Below are 20,330 nucleotides of genomic sequence, written 5' to 3'. Positions count from 1 at the left end.
ATGGATAAAAAGATCCTACAAATCTTAATGTCACTTGCTAAAATACTACTAAGACTTGTAGGAATCCTTATCACTAAGAACTATTCTTATTTTATCATCGAGTCCTACTAGTACTTACCAAACTCTTTATCATCAAGATCAATTTTCCCTGTGGACGCCAATGCCACTTCGTATTTATCCTCTCGTCTTTCCTGTCTATATTTTTTTTGCTCCATCATGTTTTCAATTGCTCGTAAAACTTCTGGACTGACTCCTGCTGAATCCCTAAAACCTTGAGTCGCTTGTTGTTTTAGTTTAAATTTAGATACATTATCTCTCATGACCTCGGCTTGGCTAGATAATTCCTCACTGGCAGATGCACTTTCCTCCGCTGTCGCTGAGTTCGTTTGGACCACTTGAGACACCTGATTGATAGCTTGATTGATCTGGGAAATTGCAGAAGCTTGTTCATTTGAGGCAGCTGCAATGTTACCGACAAGTTCAGCTGCCTTTGCAACACCACCTACAATGCCGTTTAAAGCTTCTGCTGTATCGTTGGCGATTTTTGTTCCAATGTCCACCTTTTTGATTGACCCTTCAATCATGGCTGTTGTTTCCTTCGCCGCATTAGCACTTCTCGCAGCTAAATTTCTGACTTCTTCCGCTACCACAGCAAATCCTTTACCATGCTGTCCTGCTCTAGCCGCTTCTACGGCTGCATTTAGAGCCAATATATTTGTTTGGAAGGCAATTTCATCGATAACCTTAATAATTTTTGATATATTAGTCGATGATTCATTAATTTCAGACATCGCCTTTATCATTTCCTGCATTTGTGTATTACCTTCAATGGCCTGCTCTTTAGAAGATATAGTCAATTCATTGGCTTGATTTGCATTTACCGCATTTTGTTTAGTCTGCACAGCTACTTGTGTCATAGAAGCAGTTATTTCTTCAATAGAACTAGCTTGCTCTGTAGAGCCCTGGGACAGAACTTCTCCAGATGAAGCAATTTGCTGAGCACCAGCAGCTACTTGCTCTGCGGCTTCATTGATACTACTCATCGCTCGATTTATATTTTCCGCCATCAAATTAAAGGCTTGGGCTAGTTGGCCAATTTCATCACTTGTTCGAACATTTACTGCAACGTTCAAATCGCCACCTGCAATCTTGCCAGCAACATCAACAATCTCTTTAACTGGTTGAGAAATGATTCTAGCAATATAAATACCAAGGGCAATCGCTATAACGACACTAAAGGCAACAAGAATTATCATAAAGAGCATAGCCCTATTTGCATCTGCTTTATTGGCTGCTGCCTTTTGTTTTGCTAACTCTATTTTCATGTCACTTAACTTATTGAGGGTATCTTCCATCGTCTCTGCGATTCGAACACCCTCAGTTTGTATTAATTGATTTACTTGCGCTACTTGTCCCGCCTGAAGCATGGGAAATAGGTTTTTAGAATAGGAATCATATTGAGCAATCGTATCGTCGAGGGTCTTATGCAATTTACGTCCTTCATCGCTCACTAACGTTTTACCAATATCATTACTTCCCGATTTCATTTTACTGATGGATTCATTAAAACTTTTCATTTTTTGATTTTGGGTATTTACATCCTTTGTCAAAAGGATATCTCTAAAACTTACGCGCCCCTTTTGATAGGCTTCACTAATATCACCCATCTGTCCCATAGGCACCGTATATTTTTCATACAAATCCGCATCCGCTTGGGACAAACTAGAAAGATTAAATACACCTACCGCTCCTACCATCCCTGCAATTACAGCTACACAAAGAAACGCAACAGTAAGTTTGTTAGCAATTTTAAGATTCTGAAACCATTTCATCATTTTTTTCGCCTTCCTTTACTATTTGTTAAATACTTCCTAACAAATTTTCTCTAAGCTGCTAACTTCATTATCATTTAATAATCGATCACTATCGAGGATTAGCTTTACATCTTTACCTACTTTACCTATCCCTTTAATAAATCGTTGATGATAGCTGCCATTATCAAATTGAGGCGGCAAAACAATTTCTTGAGCTGCAATGATGAGCACTTCCTCTACCGCATCAACGATGAGCCCTAAGGTTACATTTTTTATATCAACTACTACAATACAAGTGCGATCATTGTACTCTCGATATACTTTTTTAAACCGTAACCTAACATCAATAACAGGAATTATTTTCCCTCTGAGGTTAATTATGCCCTGCACATATTCTGGGAGGTCAGGTATTTCTGTCACAGACTGCATACCGATTATCTCAGTGACAAATTTTATTTCAATACCATAAACTTCAGTCCCTAAGGAAAATGTCAGAAATTTGTCCTTCTGCGTGTCTTCTTCATCTAGCACATTTTCAGCAATCTCAGACATGATATGTCTCCTTTGTTTAATCTATTCTCCGTTACTTGCTAGCCTATAGATTCTAGGATAAAATCTACTAAGAATTCAGGGCGGCAACATCGAGTATCAGGCTGACACCACCATCTCCGAGCAAGGTACAACCCGCAATTCCCTTCGTCTTTTTGATATAGGAAGGCAAAGCCTTGACCACTACCTGCTGCTGTCCTATTAAGGAGTCAGCAAATAAGCAAATACCTTTCCCATCAGCTTCAACCATTACCATGATTCCTTCCCTTAGATCTTTGACCTCTGTTTTTACCTGAAATCTTTCATAAAGACGCAAAACAGGGTGGCACTCCCCCCGAATCATGATCATTTCATTATTATTTGTATCTTTTATCAGATTCTGCTCTTTCAGCCGAAAGGACTCTTTTATCGCAATAATCGGTATCGTATAGATGGAATTTCCGACCTTTATATTCATCCCATCAATGATTGCAAGAGTAAGAGGAATTCTTATCGACATTGTTGTACCTTCTCCCACTATGCTATCAACACTAATCGTACCACCTATTTTTTCAATATTCTTGGCTACGACGTCCATGCCAACACCACGACCAGAGAATTCTGTCACAGTGTCATTGGTAGAAAAGCCAGGCTGTAAAATAAAAGAATAGATCTGGTTATCGCTTAAAGAAGTCTCTTCCTTTTCAATTAAACCGCGTTCCCAAGCTTTTTTAAGAATCTTTTCTTTGTTTAACCCTCCACCATCATCTTGTATCGTAATCAAAACATCACCACCGGCACTTTTTGCCTCTAGACGAATCTTGCCCACTTTCGGTTTCCCTTGGGTTATTCTTTCTTGAGCAGGTTCAATGCCATGGTCCACAGCATTACGAATTAGGTGCATTAAGGGATCTGATATACTTTCTATGATATTTTTATCTACTTCTGTCTGCTCTCCGATAATCTCTAACTGCGCTTCTTTATCAAGCTTTCGCACCATATCTCTGACAATGCGATTCATCTTATGAAAAGTTGCTGATAATGGCACCATACGTATGGACATGACCGTATCTTGAAGTTCGCTAGTAATTTTTCTTAATTGGCGAGCCGACTTATAGAACTTATCGAGCCTCAGTCCTTGCAGTTCAGGATTTTGAGTTACCATTGCCTCAGCAATAACAAGCTCTCCCACTAAATCCATAAGGATATCCATCTTTGACACATTTACACTAATAAAACTTTGTGCCCCTTCCGTTTGCTGCTCCATTTCCTTGCCAGCAGCATTCACGGGCTCATCTGGAATTGGGTCATCTAAGACTATTACTTTTTTCTGCTGTGCTTTTTTGACACTGTCATCCGCCACTACATTTAAGTTGAACTCTTTTAGAAACATTGTGTTGCAGAAAAATTCTTGCACTATTTCCAAAGATTTTTGTGTCGAAAATGTTATCTGGAATCCTTCATTTTTGATAACTTCCGATGTAGCATCGTTTTCTAAAATATCCATTGGTGAATGTACAATGTTCTCGGCAAGTTCACTAAGCTCATGAATTAGGGTAAAGGCTCTTATATTTTCCATGCCGCAATCTTCGTCAAAAAAGATCCTGGCTTCATATCTGATTTCCCCCTCACCCTTTGATGTATCAGATACATCCGTTAAAGAATGGATAGTTGAATCATCAATATCAAAATTCGTAGTATCAGTCAGTTTGGGATGACCTTCCTTTAAACTGGACAAAAACTCCCTGCTTTTCTCGCAGACAACATAGGAATCACCTGTTGCATCTGCCCCGTTTTCCACCTTAGCTACTTCACCCTTAATGAAATCTACGGCATTTAAAACTAGATCTGTCAGTTCCGAATAATCTACACTTTGAGGCTTTGTCTCGCGAATATAAAAGAAAACATCCTCTAAAGAGTGGGCTACGGAAGAAATATCATTGAACATCATCATAGCAGCCGAACCCTTTAGGGTATGCATAATTCTAAATACTTCATTGATGACGACTTCTAAGCCCCCGGACTTTTCACTATCTAAAATAAGGCGTTCAAGCTGTTCTAACAGCTGGTTTGTTTCAAATACAAAGAGGTCAAGCATTGGGGCTTTGCTATCATTATTGGCCAATTTCAATCACCCTCACAAATTACTGCAGATACTGGAAGTACGGTACTACATAGCTTTTTTCAAAATCTAGTCTTTTTATTTAAACTTGCTTAGCCCTCGAATGACCTGTTCTTCAACAAACGGTTTTACGATAAATCCATTAGCACCAGACACGATGGCATCTTTTACAGTCGCTTCTTGCCCCATAGCCGATATCATAACGACTTTCGCACTAGAATCCATCTTTTTTATCGCCTTCAAAGCCGTTATACCATCCATTTGGGGCATTGTTATATCCATTGTAACCAGATCAGGTTTAAGTTCATTGTATTTTAGGATTGCTTCTGCACCATTTGCAGCTTCGCCCACAACTTGGTAACCGTTTTTTTCCAACATCATTTTTAGTGTTAACCTAATAAAGACGGCATCATCGACAATAAGTACTTTCATATTTTCATCCTTTCATCGGCAAGTAATATCAACTTGCAATCATGTATCGTTACCTGGTTATTACAGCTATCCTTTGCCTCACCCTAAAAAAAACGCAAAAAAAGATCAGGGGTAGCCTGACCTAATACATGGTAGTGTAAGCTAACATGGCGGCCTGGCAGTCTTGGTCGCCCAGCGACTGTAGACCCATAGCTTTGCGTCCCTATCTTTCGATAGGTTTGCCAATATTGTTAATTTTTGTCTATCTATGTAGTATTTTCTTATATTATATTATTATTCCATATATTCGTCAACGTATTTCAGGACTTTGGTGCAATTTTCTGGGACTTAAGCCTCATTATAATATAATAGAGAATGGCAAATATTACGTTTGCTGTGAAGAATGTAATTACAGTATAATTTGAATGCCACATAAAACTATAAAATTAGCAAGGAAACATTACATGAAAAAACAAACGCCTCTTTTACTAATCTTATTAATGTTACTAACTAGCTTACCGGCAGCTACGGCGAGTGCCGCTTCCTTTGATACACTGAGTCAAAATATCATCAACTTTATAGGTCTTCAAAGTAACCAAACGAAAAATTCTACACTGAAAGGCAAAGTAATCGTTGTTGATCCTGGTCATGGTGGCAGTGATACTGGCGCTATAGGCCCTAATCATGTTGCCGAAAAAAATGTTACATTGGCCATTGCTCGTGATCTAGGTAAGTTACTATCGGATGGAGGAGCGAAGGTCATCTTGACCCGTACCTCTGACAAGGATGTTGCCAATGAAGGAACATCAGATATTGACGAACTACAGGCTCGCGTTGCAATTGCAAACCAGGCTAGTGCAGACTTGTTTGTTAGCATTCATGCTGACGCTTCTGACGAACCTGTCAGTGGTACAGCAACTTATTTTTACGGCAATAGCGATACTTTTGCCAGTTTAGTACAAGATAGTATGGTTAGCCAACTAAAATTATCTGATAGAGGCTATCAACCTAATGATTTTTATGTTCTCAAAAACACAACGATGCCAGCCATATTAACAGAAGTCGCTTTTATCTCCAATCCGCAAGAAGAAAAACTACTCTCTAATCCTACTTTTGACAAAAAAGCAGCACTTGGAATTTATAATGGAATTAAAAAATATTTCGCGCAATAAGTGCGCCCTCTAACCATTCTATTTCTAGAAATTTTTAAGTATCCTCGTAATGGAGCACACTTGTGCTCCATTTTTTTACTTCTATGAATTGACAAACAGGAAAGCCAAGCAGTCACCTGCCTGGCTCAATCCTTTACCTAATCCTCAAAGATAACCGAACTTACCATTCTGTACGAATGCTCAAATCAGCTTTCTGTTGGGCTTCACCAATTTTTAATAGTTTATATACAATATAAAGACCACCATACCAAACAGGTGCAACATATAATCCTACCAGATTATCATGGTCATATCCCATACCTAAGGTTACAGCCAGCATAAATATCCCTACTGCATAATTAGCATATGGATAACAAGGCATAGGATATTTTAACTGAGTAATTTGCTCACTACTAAGGCTTTTTCGCCATTTAAACTGAATATACATGATCAATGACCAAGTCCACATACAACCCGTTGTTGTGATCGCCGACATATAATAAAATACGCTATCTGGAGATGCATAATTTAGATAAACACCTATCAAGCAAACAGCACTAGAAAATAGAATGCCATTAGCGGGAACTTGACTGCCTGATAATTTCCCTAAAAATGCGGGAGCCTCATTTCTAAGTGCTAATCCATAAAGCATTCGTCCACAAACATACATACCACTATTTAAGCAAGAAGCTGCCGAGGACAAAATTACAACATTTATAATGGAAGCTGCATAAGGAATGCCCGCTTTTTCAAAGATCATCACAAAGGGACTAATGCCTTTCGGCAACGTATCATAAGGAAAAATAGACAGAATGGCTACCATAGAGCCAACATAGAAAACCAATACTCGCCAAAACACCTTATCAATCGCTGATTTAAGAGAGGACTCAGGATTAATGGCTTCACCAGCGGTAATTCCGATTAGTTCAACTCCTGAATACGCAAACACTACCATAACCAACGCCATGGCTACACCACTCCAACCAAAAGGCATAAAACCTCCGTGAGTCCATAGATTAGAAAAACCAATTGCCACCCCGTCGTTACCAAGACCAAAGAGAATCATTGCAAAGCCAACTAGCAGCATGGCTATGATAGTCACAACTTTAATTAGCGCAAACCAAAATTCAAACTCGCCGTAATATTTCACTGCAACTAAATTAATGGCGAGAATTACACCAAGGCAAATCAGCGCAGGAATCCACTGTTCTATATCTGGTGACCAGTATTTCATATACATGCCGACTGCTGAAATCTCACACATAGCCAAGACAACCCATTGGTACCAATAAGTCCATCCAGTAACAAAGGAAACTAGCGGCCCGCAAAAGGCTCTGGCATAGCCAGCAAAGGATGAAGCAACAGGATGTTCTACAGCGACTTCACCTAATGCACGCAGTACAAAATACATAACGATACCGCCGAGGGCATAGGCTAACGTGAGAGCTGGTCCTGCCATCTTACTAGCCTGAGCAGACCCCATAAATAGAGCAACGCCAATAACACCACCAATAGCAATCAACTGGATATGTCTGTCTTTTAGATCTTTCTTCAAGTTCTCTTTTTCTAAATATAAGGATTGTTCTTTCATATCTGTTCGCCTCCTTTTTTTATATAAAAAGACGCTCATCAACAACCTCATAATTGTTGACAAGCGTCTTTGCTTGCAGCTATTTTATTTAAACTACATTACTCTTCGGCAGCAGCTTTTAGGATACTTTGTTCTAAAACCGTAAGTCCACGATCTAATTGTTCATCAGTAACCACCAAAGGAATCAATAACCGAATTACATTACTAAAAATACCAGCACTAATTAGCATTACACCTTGTTCCAGACAATATTTCACTACCTTGCCAGTCAATTCTTTCGCTGGTTCTTTCGTTTTTCGGTCTTTGACTAGTTCAATACCAATCATCGCACCAATCCCCCTCACATCACCGATAGCACAACATCGCTCCTGTAAGGCTTCCAGTCTCTTCATGGTTTTGTGGCCAATTTCTGATGCCCGGCTACAGAGATTGTTTTCCTCAATTAATTTTATCGTCTCTAAACCCGCCACACAGGCTAAAGGATTGCCACCATAGGTCCCGCCAATATTACCAGCGTCAGGTGCATCCATATACTGAGCCTTGCCTGTTACAGCACTGAGAGGAACACCAGCAGCGATTGACTTCGCCGTAGTCATTAAGTCCGGTTCCACACCCCAATTTTCAATGGCGAACATTTTCCCTGTACGACCAAAACCACTTTGTACCTCATCAGCAATTAATAAGATTCCCTTACTCTCACAGATAGCCTTAAGACCTGGCAAAAATTCTGGTGGCGGTACGAGAAAACCACCTTCTCCCTGCACTGGTTCAATAATCATAGCTGCAATATGCTCAGCATCAATTTCTGCTGTAAAAAACCGTTCAAAATTTTCTAGACAATGCATTCCACAACCTGGATAGGTAGAACGATAATGGCAGCGGTAGCAATATGCAGAAGGAACCTTGTAAACCTCCGGAGCAAAAGGTCCAAAACCATATTTATAAGGTTTTACTTTACTGGTAAGACCCATGGTCATAAAAGTACGTCCATGGAATGCACATTCAAAAGATATGATTCCGGTTCTTTTCGTTGCATGGCGGGCAATTTTCACCGCATTCTCAACGGCTTCTGCACCACTATTAGCAAACATCGTCTTTTTCGGAGACAAGCCAGGCATTAGAGAGTTCATTTTTTCTGCCAGCTGGACATAGGGTTCATACATGGCAATGGCAAAAAATGAATGAAGTAATTGTTCCGCTTGTTTTTGTATGGCTTTAACCACTGGTTCTGGACAATGACCAACATTTAAAACCCCTACACCCGCATAAAAATCAAGAAACTCCCTACCCTCTACATCTGTAATGACCGCTCCACTGGCCTTTTCTACAAAAACCCCTGTCGAGTTAGCGATCCCCCTAGCAACTGCATTGTTTTTTCTTTGTATCAGTGTTTCAGTCTTACTTTTTCCATTATCCATTATAAAGTCCCTCCTTAACATTTTTATAAAAATAAAAACGCTGAATATATCTCCAGGATATACATTCAGCGCCGTTGCTAAATACATGCTCATATTTTGTTGATACTTAAATAATACCAGAGGTATCAACTAGCGTCTATGTGAATAGATCACAGATTATGTTGTACCATATTGTGACCTATTCACTTTTATCCTTACGATAAGTCTGACAGTATCATATCTATAAAATTCCTAGTACTCGCTGAGAGGTAGCGATTTCGCAGCCAAATAATTGCTTTTTTTATTTCTAAGGAAGATTCAATGATTTCTTTGTATATTAATGTGTTGCTCGGCACAAGACCTACTGCCGATTTAGGTACTATAGCCATGCCTAATCCTGCGTCAGCCCATACGAGTAAGGATCTAACATCGTCCCCTCGACACAAAATTTGAGGCTCAAAACCATTTTTCTGACAACACTCCACAATCATACTTTCATTACTCCGATGAAGTAATAAGGGCTTATCGACAAGTTCTTCTAACTTTATATGTTGAGTCGCCTGTTCTTTATCTTCCCAATATTTGCACATGGCAACTACCATGGGTTCATTCGGTAAATTCACGGAATGATACATTCTTGAATCAAAAACTGCTCTTACAATACCTATTTCAATGATTCCAGTATTCAGTAAATCTAAAATTTTGTTTGTGTCACCTTCCCATAGCTGAAAACTTATATGGGGATAGCGTTTATGGAAGTTGACAACTTTGAAGGGTAAGAAGGTCGTTCCTGAGGATGCAACAGCTCCAATCGATAAGGTTCCTGTATATCCTTCATCTAATTCTTTTAATTCTTTCGTAGTCATATTCATGAATTCTAATATGTGGGCCGCCCTTTTATAGAGCAAATGGCCCGCGTCGGTTAATATGATTCCTCGACGTTCGCGTTCTACTAATTTTACATTTAATTCTTCTTCTAATAATTTAAGTTGTTGACTCAATGGAGGTTGGGCCATATGTAACCGCTTGGCAGCCTTTGAAATTTGCCCCTCCTCAGCAATGGCCAAAAAATAGGTAAGCTGCTTACTATTCACAAAACCCCATCCTTCTGACATATTTTTTTCGTATAGCAAAGTAACTTTTTCAATATTATATATATATCTAATGCTTTGCTATAATGATATAAGAAAGGTTAGGTATTGTCAAAACAGATTCTCTTTTTCATTAATTGGCCCTATTATTGCTACATCTGCTTGTCCTTCATTAAAATTAAACACAAAAGAAGTAACGATGATACAAAATAATAATATACCGGAGGATGTCGACTATGACCGATATTAAAATATTGATTGTAGATCCTGAAGCTGTTATTACTAACATTCATAGATCCTATATTCAAGAGGTAGGTGGCTTTACACTAATAGGGATTGGCAAAAATCAAAGTGAGGTTTTCGAACTATTAGCTAGGAAGAAACCTGATTTAGTAATTATTAATGATTGTGTCTCAGATAGTAACACAATAGAAGTGATCTCTTTTGCTCGAACAGAAGAGCTGCCAATTGATTTTATTATAATTACTGAAATAACTGATGGTATCGCAATCCATTGGGCTTTACGTCACGGGATATTTGATTATATACTTAAACCCTTTAAATTTGATCGACTTCAATCTTCTTTACTTTCTTACCGTGAATTTTGGCAGCAACTTACCTGCAAGAGCGCTTTAAGTCAAAGGGACCTTGATGGATATAAATTAAAAAAATCTTCCCTTCAAGTCTAAAATCTCCCAATAGCCTTCTTCCTAATTATTGAGTAAAGAAATACTCTTGCCATAATCAATGTAAGAGTATTCTATTTTACAATTTTTCATTATCATAACTTATAGCAAATGCAGGAGGTAAACATGGTCTTTTTACATGCAATTGAAGGATTAATAAGTATTATTATTATGGTTTCATTAGGATACATTCTTACTGGCAAAGGGTGGTTTAACCCCGAAAACTCAAAGCTACTTCCCAAATTAGTTACCTACGTTTCCTTACCAACTTACATGGTTTGGAACTTACTCAATACATTTAACAAGGAGCATTTTATAACCCTGTTTAGTGGAATTATCGTTCCTGTTCTCTCGATGATCATTAGCTTTATGATCAGCTTTCTAATCTCTAACCTTCTTCATTTACCCCCTAATCGAAAAGGTATTTTTCGCTCAGCCTTTTTCTGCTCAAGTTCTCTTTTTATAGGAGTCCCAGTAAACCTAGCTTTAATGGGAGAAAATAGCATACCTTATGTCCTCGTATATTTTCTTGCAAATGCTTTTCTTTTTTGGACAATCGGAAACTACTCCATCAGTCTGTCCGGGAAGGCAGTCCCTTCTAAAATAATTAGTATTGATACGGTTAAAAGAGTATTTTCACCGCCATTTATAGGCTTTATGTTAGCAGTAGCACTCATCCTCCTAGAACTTCCCTTACCCAATTTTATAATGAGCACTTGCAAATATTTAGGTAATATGACAACTCCGTTATCCATGCTTTTTATTGGAATTGCAATATTTGGAGTCAAATTAAGTACAATACAACTTAGTAAAGATGTCATCGCAGTATTAATAGGAAGATTTGTTATTTCACCAATTGCAGTCTTGTTAGTTGCATCTGTTATCCCCATTCCAGACTTAATGAAAAAAGTTTTCGTTATTCAAGCAGCCTTACCGTCTATGACTCAAACTACAATCCTTGCTAAGGTTTATGAAGCAGATGCAGAATATGCAGCGGTTCTAGTGACTATTACAACACTCTTTGCCATACTCGCTATCCCTGTTTATATGGCATTTATATGAGTTTAAGGAGAAGTTGTCCAAAAATAAAAGAATCAGCAATTGATCTACGTAAATCAATCACTGATTCTCTCCCGTCAATAAAAATTTCTAATCCTACTAAAGTATTACCATAACCCTAAAAATTTCCACCAAGATAAACCAATAATAAAATAAATGGTCATTGAAACAGCCATTACAACATGCCCAATCTTCCACCATGTCCCTTGTGGGACATATCCTGCGCCATACAATACTGTACCTACTGCATTACCATAGTGAGTCATTAAACTAGCGATTTGAGCTGAAGCAGCTGTCATCAATAGCAGTGGAAGGGCTGGCACATGAGTAACGGCCCCCAAAGTATAGATTACTGGAATGAAGGTGACGACAAAAGCGATTGTTGATGCAAACAAATAACGAACGATAATTGTTATAAAAATCAATCCGCCAAGTATAGCTACGCTATGGACCCCAGTAAAGTCTAAATGCTCTGAAAATAGTTTTCCCAACCATACAAAGAAACCAGCTTTATTTAAACCATTAGCCAAAGAAATGATACCGCCATACCAGATAAACGTACTCCATGCGCTCTTACTTGCTAATACTTTTTCCCATGAAATAACACCCGTTAGTAAACTTAAAGACAGTAAAGCTAGAGCCACTGCTGTTGAATCAATTTTGGTAATAGTGCCTGTGGCCCAGCCAATGATAGCACACAAAAAAAGCACTGCCAATGTCTTTTCTTTCCGGCTCATAGAGCCTATTTTTTTATACCCCTCTTGAGCAACAGCTTTGTTATCTACCTCTTTTAGATCAGGTGGATAAATTTTGTAAACCATATACGGCGCTAGTAGCAAACACAATAACCCAGGTACGGACATGGCCACCGCCCATTGTATCCAAGAAATATCAGCATGCATAATATCATTCGTCAGTTTAATCATCAGCGGCATAATAGCTCCAGCGGTAATAAACATCGTTCCAGTGATCAAGCTGTTCTGATACATTAAGACCATTAGATAAGAACCAATCTTCCTCTCTGTCCCATCATCGGGACGAGAATTGAGTGTATATGCTAAACTCTGAAAAATTGGATATACCAGTCCGCCTGATCTAGCAGTATTCGAAGGAATTGCTGGTGATAATATCAAATCTGAAAGCGCTGCGATATACCCTAGGCGCAACGTAGACTTGCCAAATTTATCAATGAGTACGTAAGCAATTCGACTCCCTAGACCTGTTTCCACAAAACATTGACCGATAATAAAGGCTGTAAATACTAACCATGGTGTTGTTTCACCAAATGCTTCTAATGCGACTTTTGTCTGATTAAAACATAAAGCCACTACACCCATAGCTGTAATCAAGACAATGGGTTCTTTTACAGGTCTTAAAATAAGTCCAAGCACTGCACCGAGATACACTGCAAAAAGTTGCCAAGCCCAAAGCTTTAAACCAGCGGGTGTAGGACATAGTAACACAATCCCAGGGACCCCTAAGCAAATCAATCCTTTTATAAGCTTTCCGTTCATTTTTTCTCTCCCATTATCATTTTATAATACCCACTAGTGCAACAAGAGGTTATTTGTTGGATATGTCTACAAATTCTATAAAAAGAGCCACTAAAATCTATACAAGAATTTTGTGGCCCTTTCTCTTTTATGTCAATTGACTACATTACTTTGCACAAGAAACATTAGCTGACGGAAGAAAGTGGTTTATCACAATATTGATACCCATCAACCAATAATTTTAACTCACCAGTATGAGGGTCTAAGATTAAACCATGCACAGGCACATCTTTAGGGATTAATGGATTTTGGCTAATTTTCAAGACCGTGTCTGTTATGTTCTGTTCTGGATTATGGAAATTGTCGATCCAGTCCACTAAATCTTTTTCTATCATTTTTATAGCATCTGCCGATATTCCTCTAGCTAGCATTTTCTGAATTAGGCTTTGGGCCGTCGATTTAGAGACGCCACAATCCAGATGGCCAATTACAAGAATTTCTTTAATGCCTAATTCAAAAATCCCTACTAATAAGCTTCGAATAGTAGCCTCAAAGGGGCCAGTAATAGAGTTCCCGGCATTCTTTATTACTTTAGCTTCCCCCCGCTTAATTCCCATCGCCAGTTCCAAAAAATTCACCAGTCGAGTATCCATGCAAGTAAAAATCGCCAAATGTCGGTTTGGATATTTGCCTTTTTCCGGACAACTATGAAAATCCACATACTCATTTGGTAATTTTTCAATAAACGACTGATTTGCCCTTAATATTTGATCTAAAATATTCATCCAATATCCCCCCCTCTTATATAAATTTCAAATGAGGTTCTATTTTGATTATTTTTAAAGCAAGCCTATCCAGTGCCAATAAGTGTGAGTAAATAAAACGTACACTAATAAGCCTAGAATAGTTAAAGGAACGCCTAACTTAAGCATATCTTTTAGTTCATAAGTGTCTGTAGCATATGTCAATAATGTAGCAGGAGTGTTTACGGGAAGAATGAAGGAAAAGTATACAAGAAATGAGGATATTAAGGTAATACTCCATACGGAAATGTTTGGATCATTAAAGCTAACTAACAGTCCCAATATCGTTGGTACTACAAGAGCTCCTAATGCTACGATACTTGAAAATGCTAAACGAATCACAATGAGAGGCACTGCAATCACTGCCAACATCATTGGAGCACTCATGGTTTGAAGCCCCAAGGCACCCAAAGTTGCTTTCGCTCCCCAGGTCGCTGCACCAGTCTTTAGCAACACTTCACCAATGGATATCCCAATACCGAATAATACCAAAGTACCCCATTGCACTCTGTCGCTCATTTGTTTCCAGGTAGCTACCCGGGTTAAGAAGAGAAGCAAAGTTGCGAATACAGTAATCGTATTAGCATCAATATGATGCCAGTGCTCTGATCCCCATAGAATGATAGTGATGATAAATATACTACCAATGCGTTTTTCTTTAGAGCTCATAGGTCCGATCTCTGCCATATATTTTTCTACTAGGGCAGGCCCCCCAGGAAGTGGTTCAAACTTGTTCATCGTAATAACTAAAATGTACGCAATAACCCCTAATGCAATGGAAAAAGGTCCAGCATAAAGTAGCCATTGGCTCCAAGTAACCGTATGATTTAATTGGCTGTTAAGAAGACCAACTGTATAAGGATTGGGAGCTCCGGCGGTTAGAACCATTAGTGCCGTAATCGGTGCTATTATTCCTGTAACCAACATGAGCTGTCTAGAAAAAACACTTCTCAGATCAACACCAAAAGCTGTAATGAGTCCCATGGATATAGGAATTAAAGCGGCTGCCCGTGCTGCAATAGAAGGAATAATAAAAGCCAGTATATATGCGGCAATCATAATTCCCCCGATGATTCTTTTAGGCTCAGTTCCTACAATTCTTAATATATTTAGTGCAATACGCCGATCTAAACCGGTAAAACGGACAGCTTCTGCTAGAAACATTCCTGCAGCCACCAGCACCCATCCGGAATTTATAAAACCTGACATGGCCAAAGGAATAGCTTGCGTTGTACCCAGAAGCTTACCTGTAGTACCAGTTGCAGGCGATAAGCCAAGAAACATAATCATCGAAAAACAGATGGCAATAGCACTTATAGGATAAGGCATAGCTTCTGTAATCCAGATATATACGGAAAAAGCTAGTACTCCAATCATCTTCTGTCCAGCTGATGAAAGCCCTGCTATCTGCGGCATAACAGCAATGACAGTCATAATCAACAACCCAATCAAAATGTGTATCGGCTTATAAGACACCTTATTTGTAGCTTCTGACATTTTTTCAACCTCCCGAACTTTCTATATTTTTGACCAAGTAATAACTCATATCATGGTATCAATATGGGATACCATATTAATCTTTAGCCAAAAACTCTGCGAGAAACGTATACGTGACCATCCATAATTGGTCTTGCCGTACGGCTTACTCCTGCCTTATCAAGCTGCCACTTTTCCCCGTTTTTTTCCAGATTAATCTCAAAATCCAGGATGCCAGAAGGGTGACCTAGGCGAACAGTCCCCCTAACTTTAGCCTGTTCACCAACGATTTCGTTGACTACTGTCCCCTCAATCAAAGCTGCCGTAGATACACAGATACCACCTGTAACAGCATAAGCCTTGTGCATAACTGCCAATGCCTTGGTCCTAGCCACCAAATCAATATCCTTGGCCTTTACTGCGACGCCATTGATAGTGAAATAGTCTTTGGGTGCGGAAACAAAAGCTACTTTAGGAACAGCAGGACCTACTGCATCTTTACTAGTTGCCAAGCCCATCATGACAGCCGCAGTTGTCCGAATATCCTCCATAAGTTCCAATATATCTGGATTTGTTTCCGTGTCTTTGGGTAATTCGATCCCTGTAAGACCAATATCTGTTGCTTTGATAAAAACTGATGGATTGGCTGCATCAACCAAACTCACCCGCACCTTTTTACCGTCCTTGAGGACAATTTCATCGACTACATTACCAGTAGGCAACAGCTTACCCGTCTTAGAGCCACCGGAATTTAAAAAATTTAGAACTATTTTCGCACCGGTGCCCGGTACACCGTCAATGGCGTAATCGCCTTCAGTAACCACTTCACCATCTTTTACCGGAATCTCAGCTTCAATTATCTTCTTGGTGTTTGTATTATAAATCCGTACCTTAGTAATGGGCTCTGTTATCGCCACCAGTCCCTGCTGAATTGCAAAAGGACCTACGCCAGAGGACATATTGCCACAGTTACCTTCATAATCCACAACTGCATCTTTAATTCCCACATAACCAAAGGTGTAATCCACATCCACATTTTCTCTGACCGACGGTGCTATAATAGCTACTTTACTGGTAAGGGGATCGGCACCACCCAGTCCATTAATTTGACGTATATCTGGACTGCCATAAATAGCAAGGATAACTTGATCTCGGAGCCCGCTATCTGCCGGAAGATCACTTTCCATCAAATATACACCTTTACTTGTTCCACCCCGCATAAGTACTGCAGGAATTTTTAAATACTCCCCCATATTCCTCTCCTCCTTTTGCTTTTAGTAATCGCCGCTTAATACCTAAGGGTAAAACCTAGCGTCGCCTAATAATAAAGCCAAGCAGCTGATGATGACTTTAACCTGAGATATTATCTTTCACTTCTACTTTCGGCATAATTTTTTTCTCCATAAAGATCCATATAGCTAAAAAGACTGCTAACAATATTGGCACGGTTACCATTACATTACCTGTGAACACTTTATACAGCATAAAGCTTATTGGCATAGTAGTACCTGTGAAAGAACTAATCATCATCCCAGCCGGAATGCTTTCACTTAAACCCACAGATGTTGCCGCTGCAGTAATCATTGGAGCCGTCCACGTTCCAAAGAAAAAATACGGAATAAAAGCAATTGTACATAAAATGATACTTCGGAATATGTTCCCGTTTGTCAAGGCAACAACCATTGCCACCTTATACGGCAATGCAGCCAAGTCCGCAAAGGGTAACAACTTATTTCCGGGAATGATTACAGCGAGTCCGATGAGTATAGGCACCATCAATAACGCTGTAGTAATTACGGCGGCATCTCCCAATAGAACAGAGGGATCTAAACCAATCAGTATCCTTCTTCCCTTAAATTTATTATCGGTAATCTTTCTGGCTTGCTCCGAAATAGGTTTTAAACCGTCGACGAACATATGCGTCATTTTGGGCAGTAACATCATAGCTGCTGCCATGTTTATGCCAAGTCCAAAAGCCTTATAAGGAGCATAGCCAGCTAAAAGTCCAATACTAGTTCCAAGAATTAAACCAATCACAAGTGGCTGCCCAAAAACGCCGAAGTATTTGCGGAGAGTTTCCATGTTAAAGTCGATCTTGTTAAACCCCGGTATCTTATCAAATAATACGTTGATAGGAGCAGCAATCGGCAAGTTCATCAACGCATGGATAGCGGGTATTGTGACACCCGGTATTTTATAGTAATTACTTACCAGTGGTGCAGCCCAGTCAGCCATTTTGTACACAAACAATCCTGTGCAGGCAGCTGCCGCGACAGAAACCGCAACGTTGTTAGTTTCAAGATAAACCAGACTGCCAATGGTGAGAGCATGATGATAATTCCAAATATCGACGCTTAGTGTATTCGTCTTATTTAGCACTAATAACACGATATTGACCCCCATAATTGCAAAAACCATAAAGGGAACAATGGGAGAGCTCCAGCCAATTGCTGCTACCGTGCCAAACCCCATATCAATGACATTTAAGTGAACTCCTAAATGTGTAACCATCTCTTTGGTTGCCGGCCCTAGGCTTTTTGCCAGGAACTCAACGACTAACTTCAACCCTGCAAATGCAGCTCCAACTGTCAGTGCACTTTGTATAGCTTTTCCTATCTCTAATCGAAAGGCAATTGCAAATATAAAAATAACAACTGGAAGTAACACCGTCGGTCCCGCTTGAATAATACCCTTAAAAGCAGCAAAAATATCCATGTAAAAATCTCCTCAATCTTTTAAATTACCTATCTTTTTATTTTGCTGTGTAATTTAACAAGCCACCACATAACACAATATCTCTTTGCCTTGGTGTCAGGTTACATTTTGTTTCGAAGGTATATCCCTGCGTTACATTGCGCACAAGCACTATATCCTGTTTTATCGCTTGGTACATGTTATCAACTGCCAATTCATCTCCAGCCTGAATTCGCTCATAGTCGGTATCGTCAGCAAAAGTAAGTTGCAAAATACCAAAATTCGTTAAGTTGGCCCCATGAATTCGCTCTACACTCTTAGCCAATAACACGCGAACCCCTAAATACATTGGGCACAAAGCAGCATGCTCCCGCGATGAACCTTGTCCATAACTCAGACCTGCAACAATTACAGAAGCTAAACCTTCTGCTTTATTCGTATCACATTTAGTCGCAAACTCAGGATCTATGTGATAAAAAACATAGCTCGAATATTTAGGAACATTAGACCGATATTTTAAATACGCACCTGCTGGCATAATATGATCAGTCGTGATCTTATCCCCTACTTTAATAGCAACCTTAGTAGTCAATTTTTCAGGCATTGGGGTATTTTTCGGCGGTTCGCCAATATTAGGACCGCGAAATACCTCTACAGATTGATCCTCTGAAGGTAAAAGAATCATACTATCATCAATTTCGTATACTTCTGGCAAAATAATAGTAGGGTATTCCATATCTAGTTCTCGGGGATCAGTAACCTTTCCACTTAGAGCCGCTGCCACTGCCGTTTCGGGACTGACCAGATAGACTTGACCATCCTTCGTACCACTACGTCCTTCAAAATTCCGATTATTGGTACGCAATGACACTCCTTTCGTCTGAGGTGCCTGACCACAACCGACACAAAAACCACAGGTGGACTCTAATATACGTGCCCCAGCAGCAACCAGATCCTTCAGTGCTCCATTTTCTGCTATCATAGCTAATACTTGTTTACTGCCTGGAGCAATACCTAGACTGACTTTAGGATGAACCTGCTTGCCTTTAAGCATGGCAGCTACCATCATAAGATCGCGGTAGGAAGAATTAGTACAACTACCAACCATAACCTGCTGGACCTCAAGTCCTGCAACTTCGCGAACCGTCTTCACATTGTCTGGAGAATGGGGACAAGCAATATTAGGTTCAATAGAAGCTAAATCTAAATTAATTACCCTATCATAGTCAGCATCTTCATCAGGCTTTAACTCCTGCCAGTCTTGCTCCCTCGCTTGAGCTTTGAAAAATTGCCGAGTCATTTCATCACTAGGGAATAAAGAAGTAGTGACTCCTAATTCTGCACCCATATTAGTAATCGTAGCCCGTTCAGGCACCGTCAAATGAGCTAAACCAGAACCACCATACTCAATTACGGTTCCTACATTACCCTTGGTTGTAAGAATTTTTAAAAGTTCTAATATAATATCCTTAGCCGCACACCATGGTTGTAATTTACCTTCTAGATTCACACGAACTACTTGGGGATACACAAAATAAAAGGGGCCTCCCGCCATAGCAACTGCAACGTCCATGCCGCCAACACCCATAGCACTCATCCCGACTGCACCACAGGTAGGCGTATGACTATCAGAACCGATTAGCGTGTCTCCTGGACGACTGAAACGCTCTAAATGAACTTGGTGACAAATGCCGTTACCAGCTTTAGAATATTTAATACCGTGTTTATCTGCTACTGTTTGCAGATATCGATGATCATCGGCATTTTCAAAACCATCTTGCAATGTATTATGATCAATATAAGATACGGATTTCGTTTTCACTACAGGTACATCCATCGCCTCAAACTGAAGATAGGCCATGGTACCTAAAGCATCTTGGGTAAGAGTTTGGTCGACGCGTATTCCCACCTCACTACCTACGGTCATAGTACCTGACATTAAATGAGCAGCTATAATCTTTTTAAATAAATTTTGTCCCATAGAATATTACACTCCTTTTTTCAAATCAATCCT

Annotated in this window: 16 protein-coding genes and 1 riboswitch; of the genes, 3 read left to right on the top strand and 13 right to left on the bottom strand. The window is 39.5% G+C overall.

Going from position 1 to position 20,330, the window contains the following annotated elements; genetic code table 11:
• Positions 1-107: 107 nt before the first annotated feature.
• The 4 genes from QSJ81_RS00680 to QSJ81_RS00665 form a co-directional block, all read right to left on the bottom strand.
• Positions 108-1,835 carry a methyl-accepting chemotaxis protein gene (locus QSJ81_RS00680; protein WP_285715487.1) on the bottom strand — a complete coding sequence of 576 codons (1,728 nt, stop codon included), beginning with the start codon at positions 1,833-1,835 and terminating at the stop codon, positions 108-110.
• A 36-nt stretch (positions 1,836-1,871) separates the two neighbouring features.
• The gene (locus QSJ81_RS00675; protein ID WP_285715486.1) at positions 1,872-2,366 is read right to left on the bottom strand and encodes a chemotaxis protein CheW; all 495 of its coding nucleotides are present in this window, start codon (positions 2,364-2,366) and stop codon (positions 1,872-1,874) included.
• A 67-nt stretch (positions 2,367-2,433) separates the two neighbouring features.
• Entirely contained in the window at positions 2,434-4,467 is a 2,034-nt protein-coding gene (locus tag QSJ81_RS00670; protein ID WP_285715485.1) for a chemotaxis protein CheW, read from the bottom strand.
• Positions 4,468-4,542: 75 nt separating this feature from the next.
• Positions 4,543-4,896: a response regulator gene (locus tag QSJ81_RS00665; RefSeq protein ID WP_038668274.1), complete on the bottom strand. Its 354-nt coding sequence runs from the start codon at positions 4,894-4,896 to the stop codon at positions 4,543-4,545.
• A 145-nt stretch (positions 4,897-5,041) separates the two neighbouring features.
• Positions 5,042-5,129: riboswitch (cyclic di-GMP riboswitch) on the bottom strand.
• A 210-nt stretch (positions 5,130-5,339) separates the two neighbouring features.
• On the opposite strand from QSJ81_RS00665, the gene QSJ81_RS00660 reads away from it, so the two are divergent.
• Positions 5,340-6,047: an N-acetylmuramoyl-L-alanine amidase family protein gene (locus tag QSJ81_RS00660; protein WP_285715484.1), complete on the top strand. Its 708-nt coding sequence runs from the start codon at positions 5,340-5,342 to the stop codon at positions 6,045-6,047.
• Positions 6,048-6,207: 160 nt separating this feature from the next.
• Here the strand turns inward: QSJ81_RS00660 and QSJ81_RS00655 are convergent, their stop codons facing one another.
• From QSJ81_RS00655 to QSJ81_RS00645, 3 genes are all read right to left on the bottom strand, one after another.
• On the bottom strand, positions 6,208-7,617 hold the full coding sequence (locus QSJ81_RS00655) for an amino acid permease (protein ID WP_285715483.1): 1,410 nt from the start codon (positions 7,615-7,617) through the stop codon (positions 6,208-6,210).
• A gap of 98 nt (positions 7,618-7,715) precedes the next feature.
• Complete coding sequence (gabT, locus tag QSJ81_RS00650) at positions 7,716-9,035, bottom strand: 4-aminobutyrate--2-oxoglutarate transaminase (protein ID WP_285715482.1); 1,320 nt, start codon at positions 9,033-9,035, stop codon at positions 7,716-7,718.
• A gap of 194 nt (positions 9,036-9,229) precedes the next feature.
• Positions 9,230-10,108, bottom strand: a complete 879-nt coding sequence (locus QSJ81_RS00645; RefSeq protein ID WP_285715481.1) for a LysR family transcriptional regulator — start codon at positions 10,106-10,108, stop codon at positions 9,230-9,232.
• Between the two features lie 233 nt (positions 10,109-10,341).
• On the opposite strand from QSJ81_RS00645, the gene QSJ81_RS00640 reads away from it, so the two are divergent.
• Together QSJ81_RS00640 and QSJ81_RS00635 are read left to right on the top strand one after the other, a co-directional pair.
• Entirely contained in the window at positions 10,342-10,794 is a 453-nt protein-coding gene (locus tag QSJ81_RS00640) for a response regulator (protein ID WP_285715480.1), read from the top strand.
• 123 nt (positions 10,795-10,917) lie between these two features.
• Positions 10,918-11,853 (top strand): AEC family transporter, encoded by a 936-nt coding sequence (locus tag QSJ81_RS00635; RefSeq protein WP_285715479.1) that lies wholly within the window; start codon positions 10,918-10,920, stop codon positions 11,851-11,853.
• Between the two features lie 104 nt (positions 11,854-11,957).
• Here QSJ81_RS00635 and QSJ81_RS00630 read toward each other — a convergent pair whose 3' ends face one another.
• From QSJ81_RS00630 to QSJ81_RS00605, 6 genes are all read right to left on the bottom strand, one after another.
• Positions 11,958-13,364, bottom strand: coding sequence for a DASS family sodium-coupled anion symporter (locus tag QSJ81_RS00630; RefSeq protein WP_285715478.1), 1,407 nt, complete (start codon positions 13,362-13,364; stop codon positions 11,958-11,960).
• A gap of 164 nt (positions 13,365-13,528) precedes the next feature.
• Entirely contained in the window at positions 13,529-14,128 is a 600-nt protein-coding gene (locus QSJ81_RS00625) for a beta-class carbonic anhydrase (protein WP_038668259.1), read from the bottom strand.
• 54 nt (positions 14,129-14,182) lie between these two features.
• On the bottom strand, positions 14,183-15,643 hold the full coding sequence (locus QSJ81_RS00620; protein WP_285715477.1) for an SLC13 family permease: 1,461 nt from the start codon (positions 15,641-15,643) through the stop codon (positions 14,183-14,185).
• A gap of 83 nt (positions 15,644-15,726) precedes the next feature.
• Positions 15,727-16,875, bottom strand: coding sequence for a 2-methylaconitate cis-trans isomerase PrpF family protein (locus tag QSJ81_RS00615; protein ID WP_285715476.1), 1,149 nt, complete (start codon positions 16,873-16,875; stop codon positions 15,727-15,729).
• Between the two features lie 97 nt (positions 16,876-16,972).
• Complete coding sequence (locus QSJ81_RS00610; RefSeq protein WP_285715475.1) at positions 16,973-18,337, bottom strand: PTS galactitol transporter subunit IIC; 1,365 nt, start codon at positions 18,335-18,337, stop codon at positions 16,973-16,975.
• A 37-nt stretch (positions 18,338-18,374) separates the two neighbouring features.
• Positions 18,375-20,297 carry an aconitate hydratase gene (locus tag QSJ81_RS00605; RefSeq protein WP_285715474.1) on the bottom strand — a complete coding sequence of 641 codons (1,923 nt, stop codon included), beginning with the start codon at positions 20,295-20,297 and terminating at the stop codon, positions 18,375-18,377.
• Positions 20,298-20,330: the final 33 nt, after the last annotated feature.

It is taken from the genome of Pelosinus sp. IPA-1, from assembly GCF_030269905.1.
GTDB lineage: Bacteria > Bacillota > Negativicutes > DSM-13327 > DSM-13327 > Pelosinus.
Note: the sequence above shows the minus strand (reverse complement) of the source record. Positions and strands in the feature narration are given on the sequence as shown.

Bases quoted from the DNA above. Each gene is read 5' to 3' on its own strand.
- QSJ81_RS00680 (WP_285715487.1), bottom strand. From the start codon at position 1,835: ATGATGAAATGGTTTCAGAATCTTAAAATTGCTAACAAACTTACTGTT.
- QSJ81_RS00675 (WP_285715486.1), bottom strand. From the start codon at position 2,366: ATGTCTGAGATTGCTGAAAATGTGCTAGATGAAGAAGACACGCAGAAG.
- QSJ81_RS00665 (WP_038668274.1), bottom strand. From the start codon at position 4,896: ATGAAAGTACTTATTGTCGATGATGCCGTCTTTATTAGGTTAACACTA.
- QSJ81_RS00660 (WP_285715484.1), top strand. From the start codon at position 5,340: ATGAAAAAACAAACGCCTCTTTTACTAATCTTATTAATGTTACTAACT.
- QSJ81_RS00655 (WP_285715483.1), bottom strand. From the start codon at position 7,617: ATGAAAGAACAATCCTTATATTTAGAAAAAGAGAACTTGAAGAAAGAT.
- gabT (WP_285715482.1), bottom strand. From the start codon at position 9,035: ATGGATAATGGAAAAAGTAAGACTGAAACACTGATACAAAGAAAAAAC.
- QSJ81_RS00640 (WP_285715480.1), top strand. From the start codon at position 10,342: ATGACCGATATTAAAATATTGATTGTAGATCCTGAAGCTGTTATTACT.
- QSJ81_RS00635 (WP_285715479.1), top strand. From the start codon at position 10,918: ATGGTCTTTTTACATGCAATTGAAGGATTAATAAGTATTATTATTATG.
- QSJ81_RS00630 (WP_285715478.1), bottom strand. From the start codon at position 13,364: ATGAACGGAAAGCTTATAAAAGGATTGATTTGCTTAGGGGTCCCTGGG.
- QSJ81_RS00625 (WP_038668259.1), bottom strand. From the start codon at position 14,128: ATGAATATTTTAGATCAAATATTAAGGGCAAATCAGTCGTTTATTGAA.
- QSJ81_RS00620 (WP_285715477.1), bottom strand. From the start codon at position 15,643: ATGTCAGAAGCTACAAATAAGGTGTCTTATAAGCCGATACACATTTTG.
- QSJ81_RS00615 (WP_285715476.1), bottom strand. From the start codon at position 16,875: ATGGGGGAGTATTTAAAAATTCCTGCAGTACTTATGCGGGGTGGAACA.
- QSJ81_RS00610 (WP_285715475.1), bottom strand. From the start codon at position 18,337: ATGGATATTTTTGCTGCTTTTAAGGGTATTATTCAAGCGGGACCGACG.
- QSJ81_RS00605 (WP_285715474.1), bottom strand. From the start codon at position 20,297: ATGGGACAAAATTTATTTAAAAAGATTATAGCTGCTCATTTAATGTCA.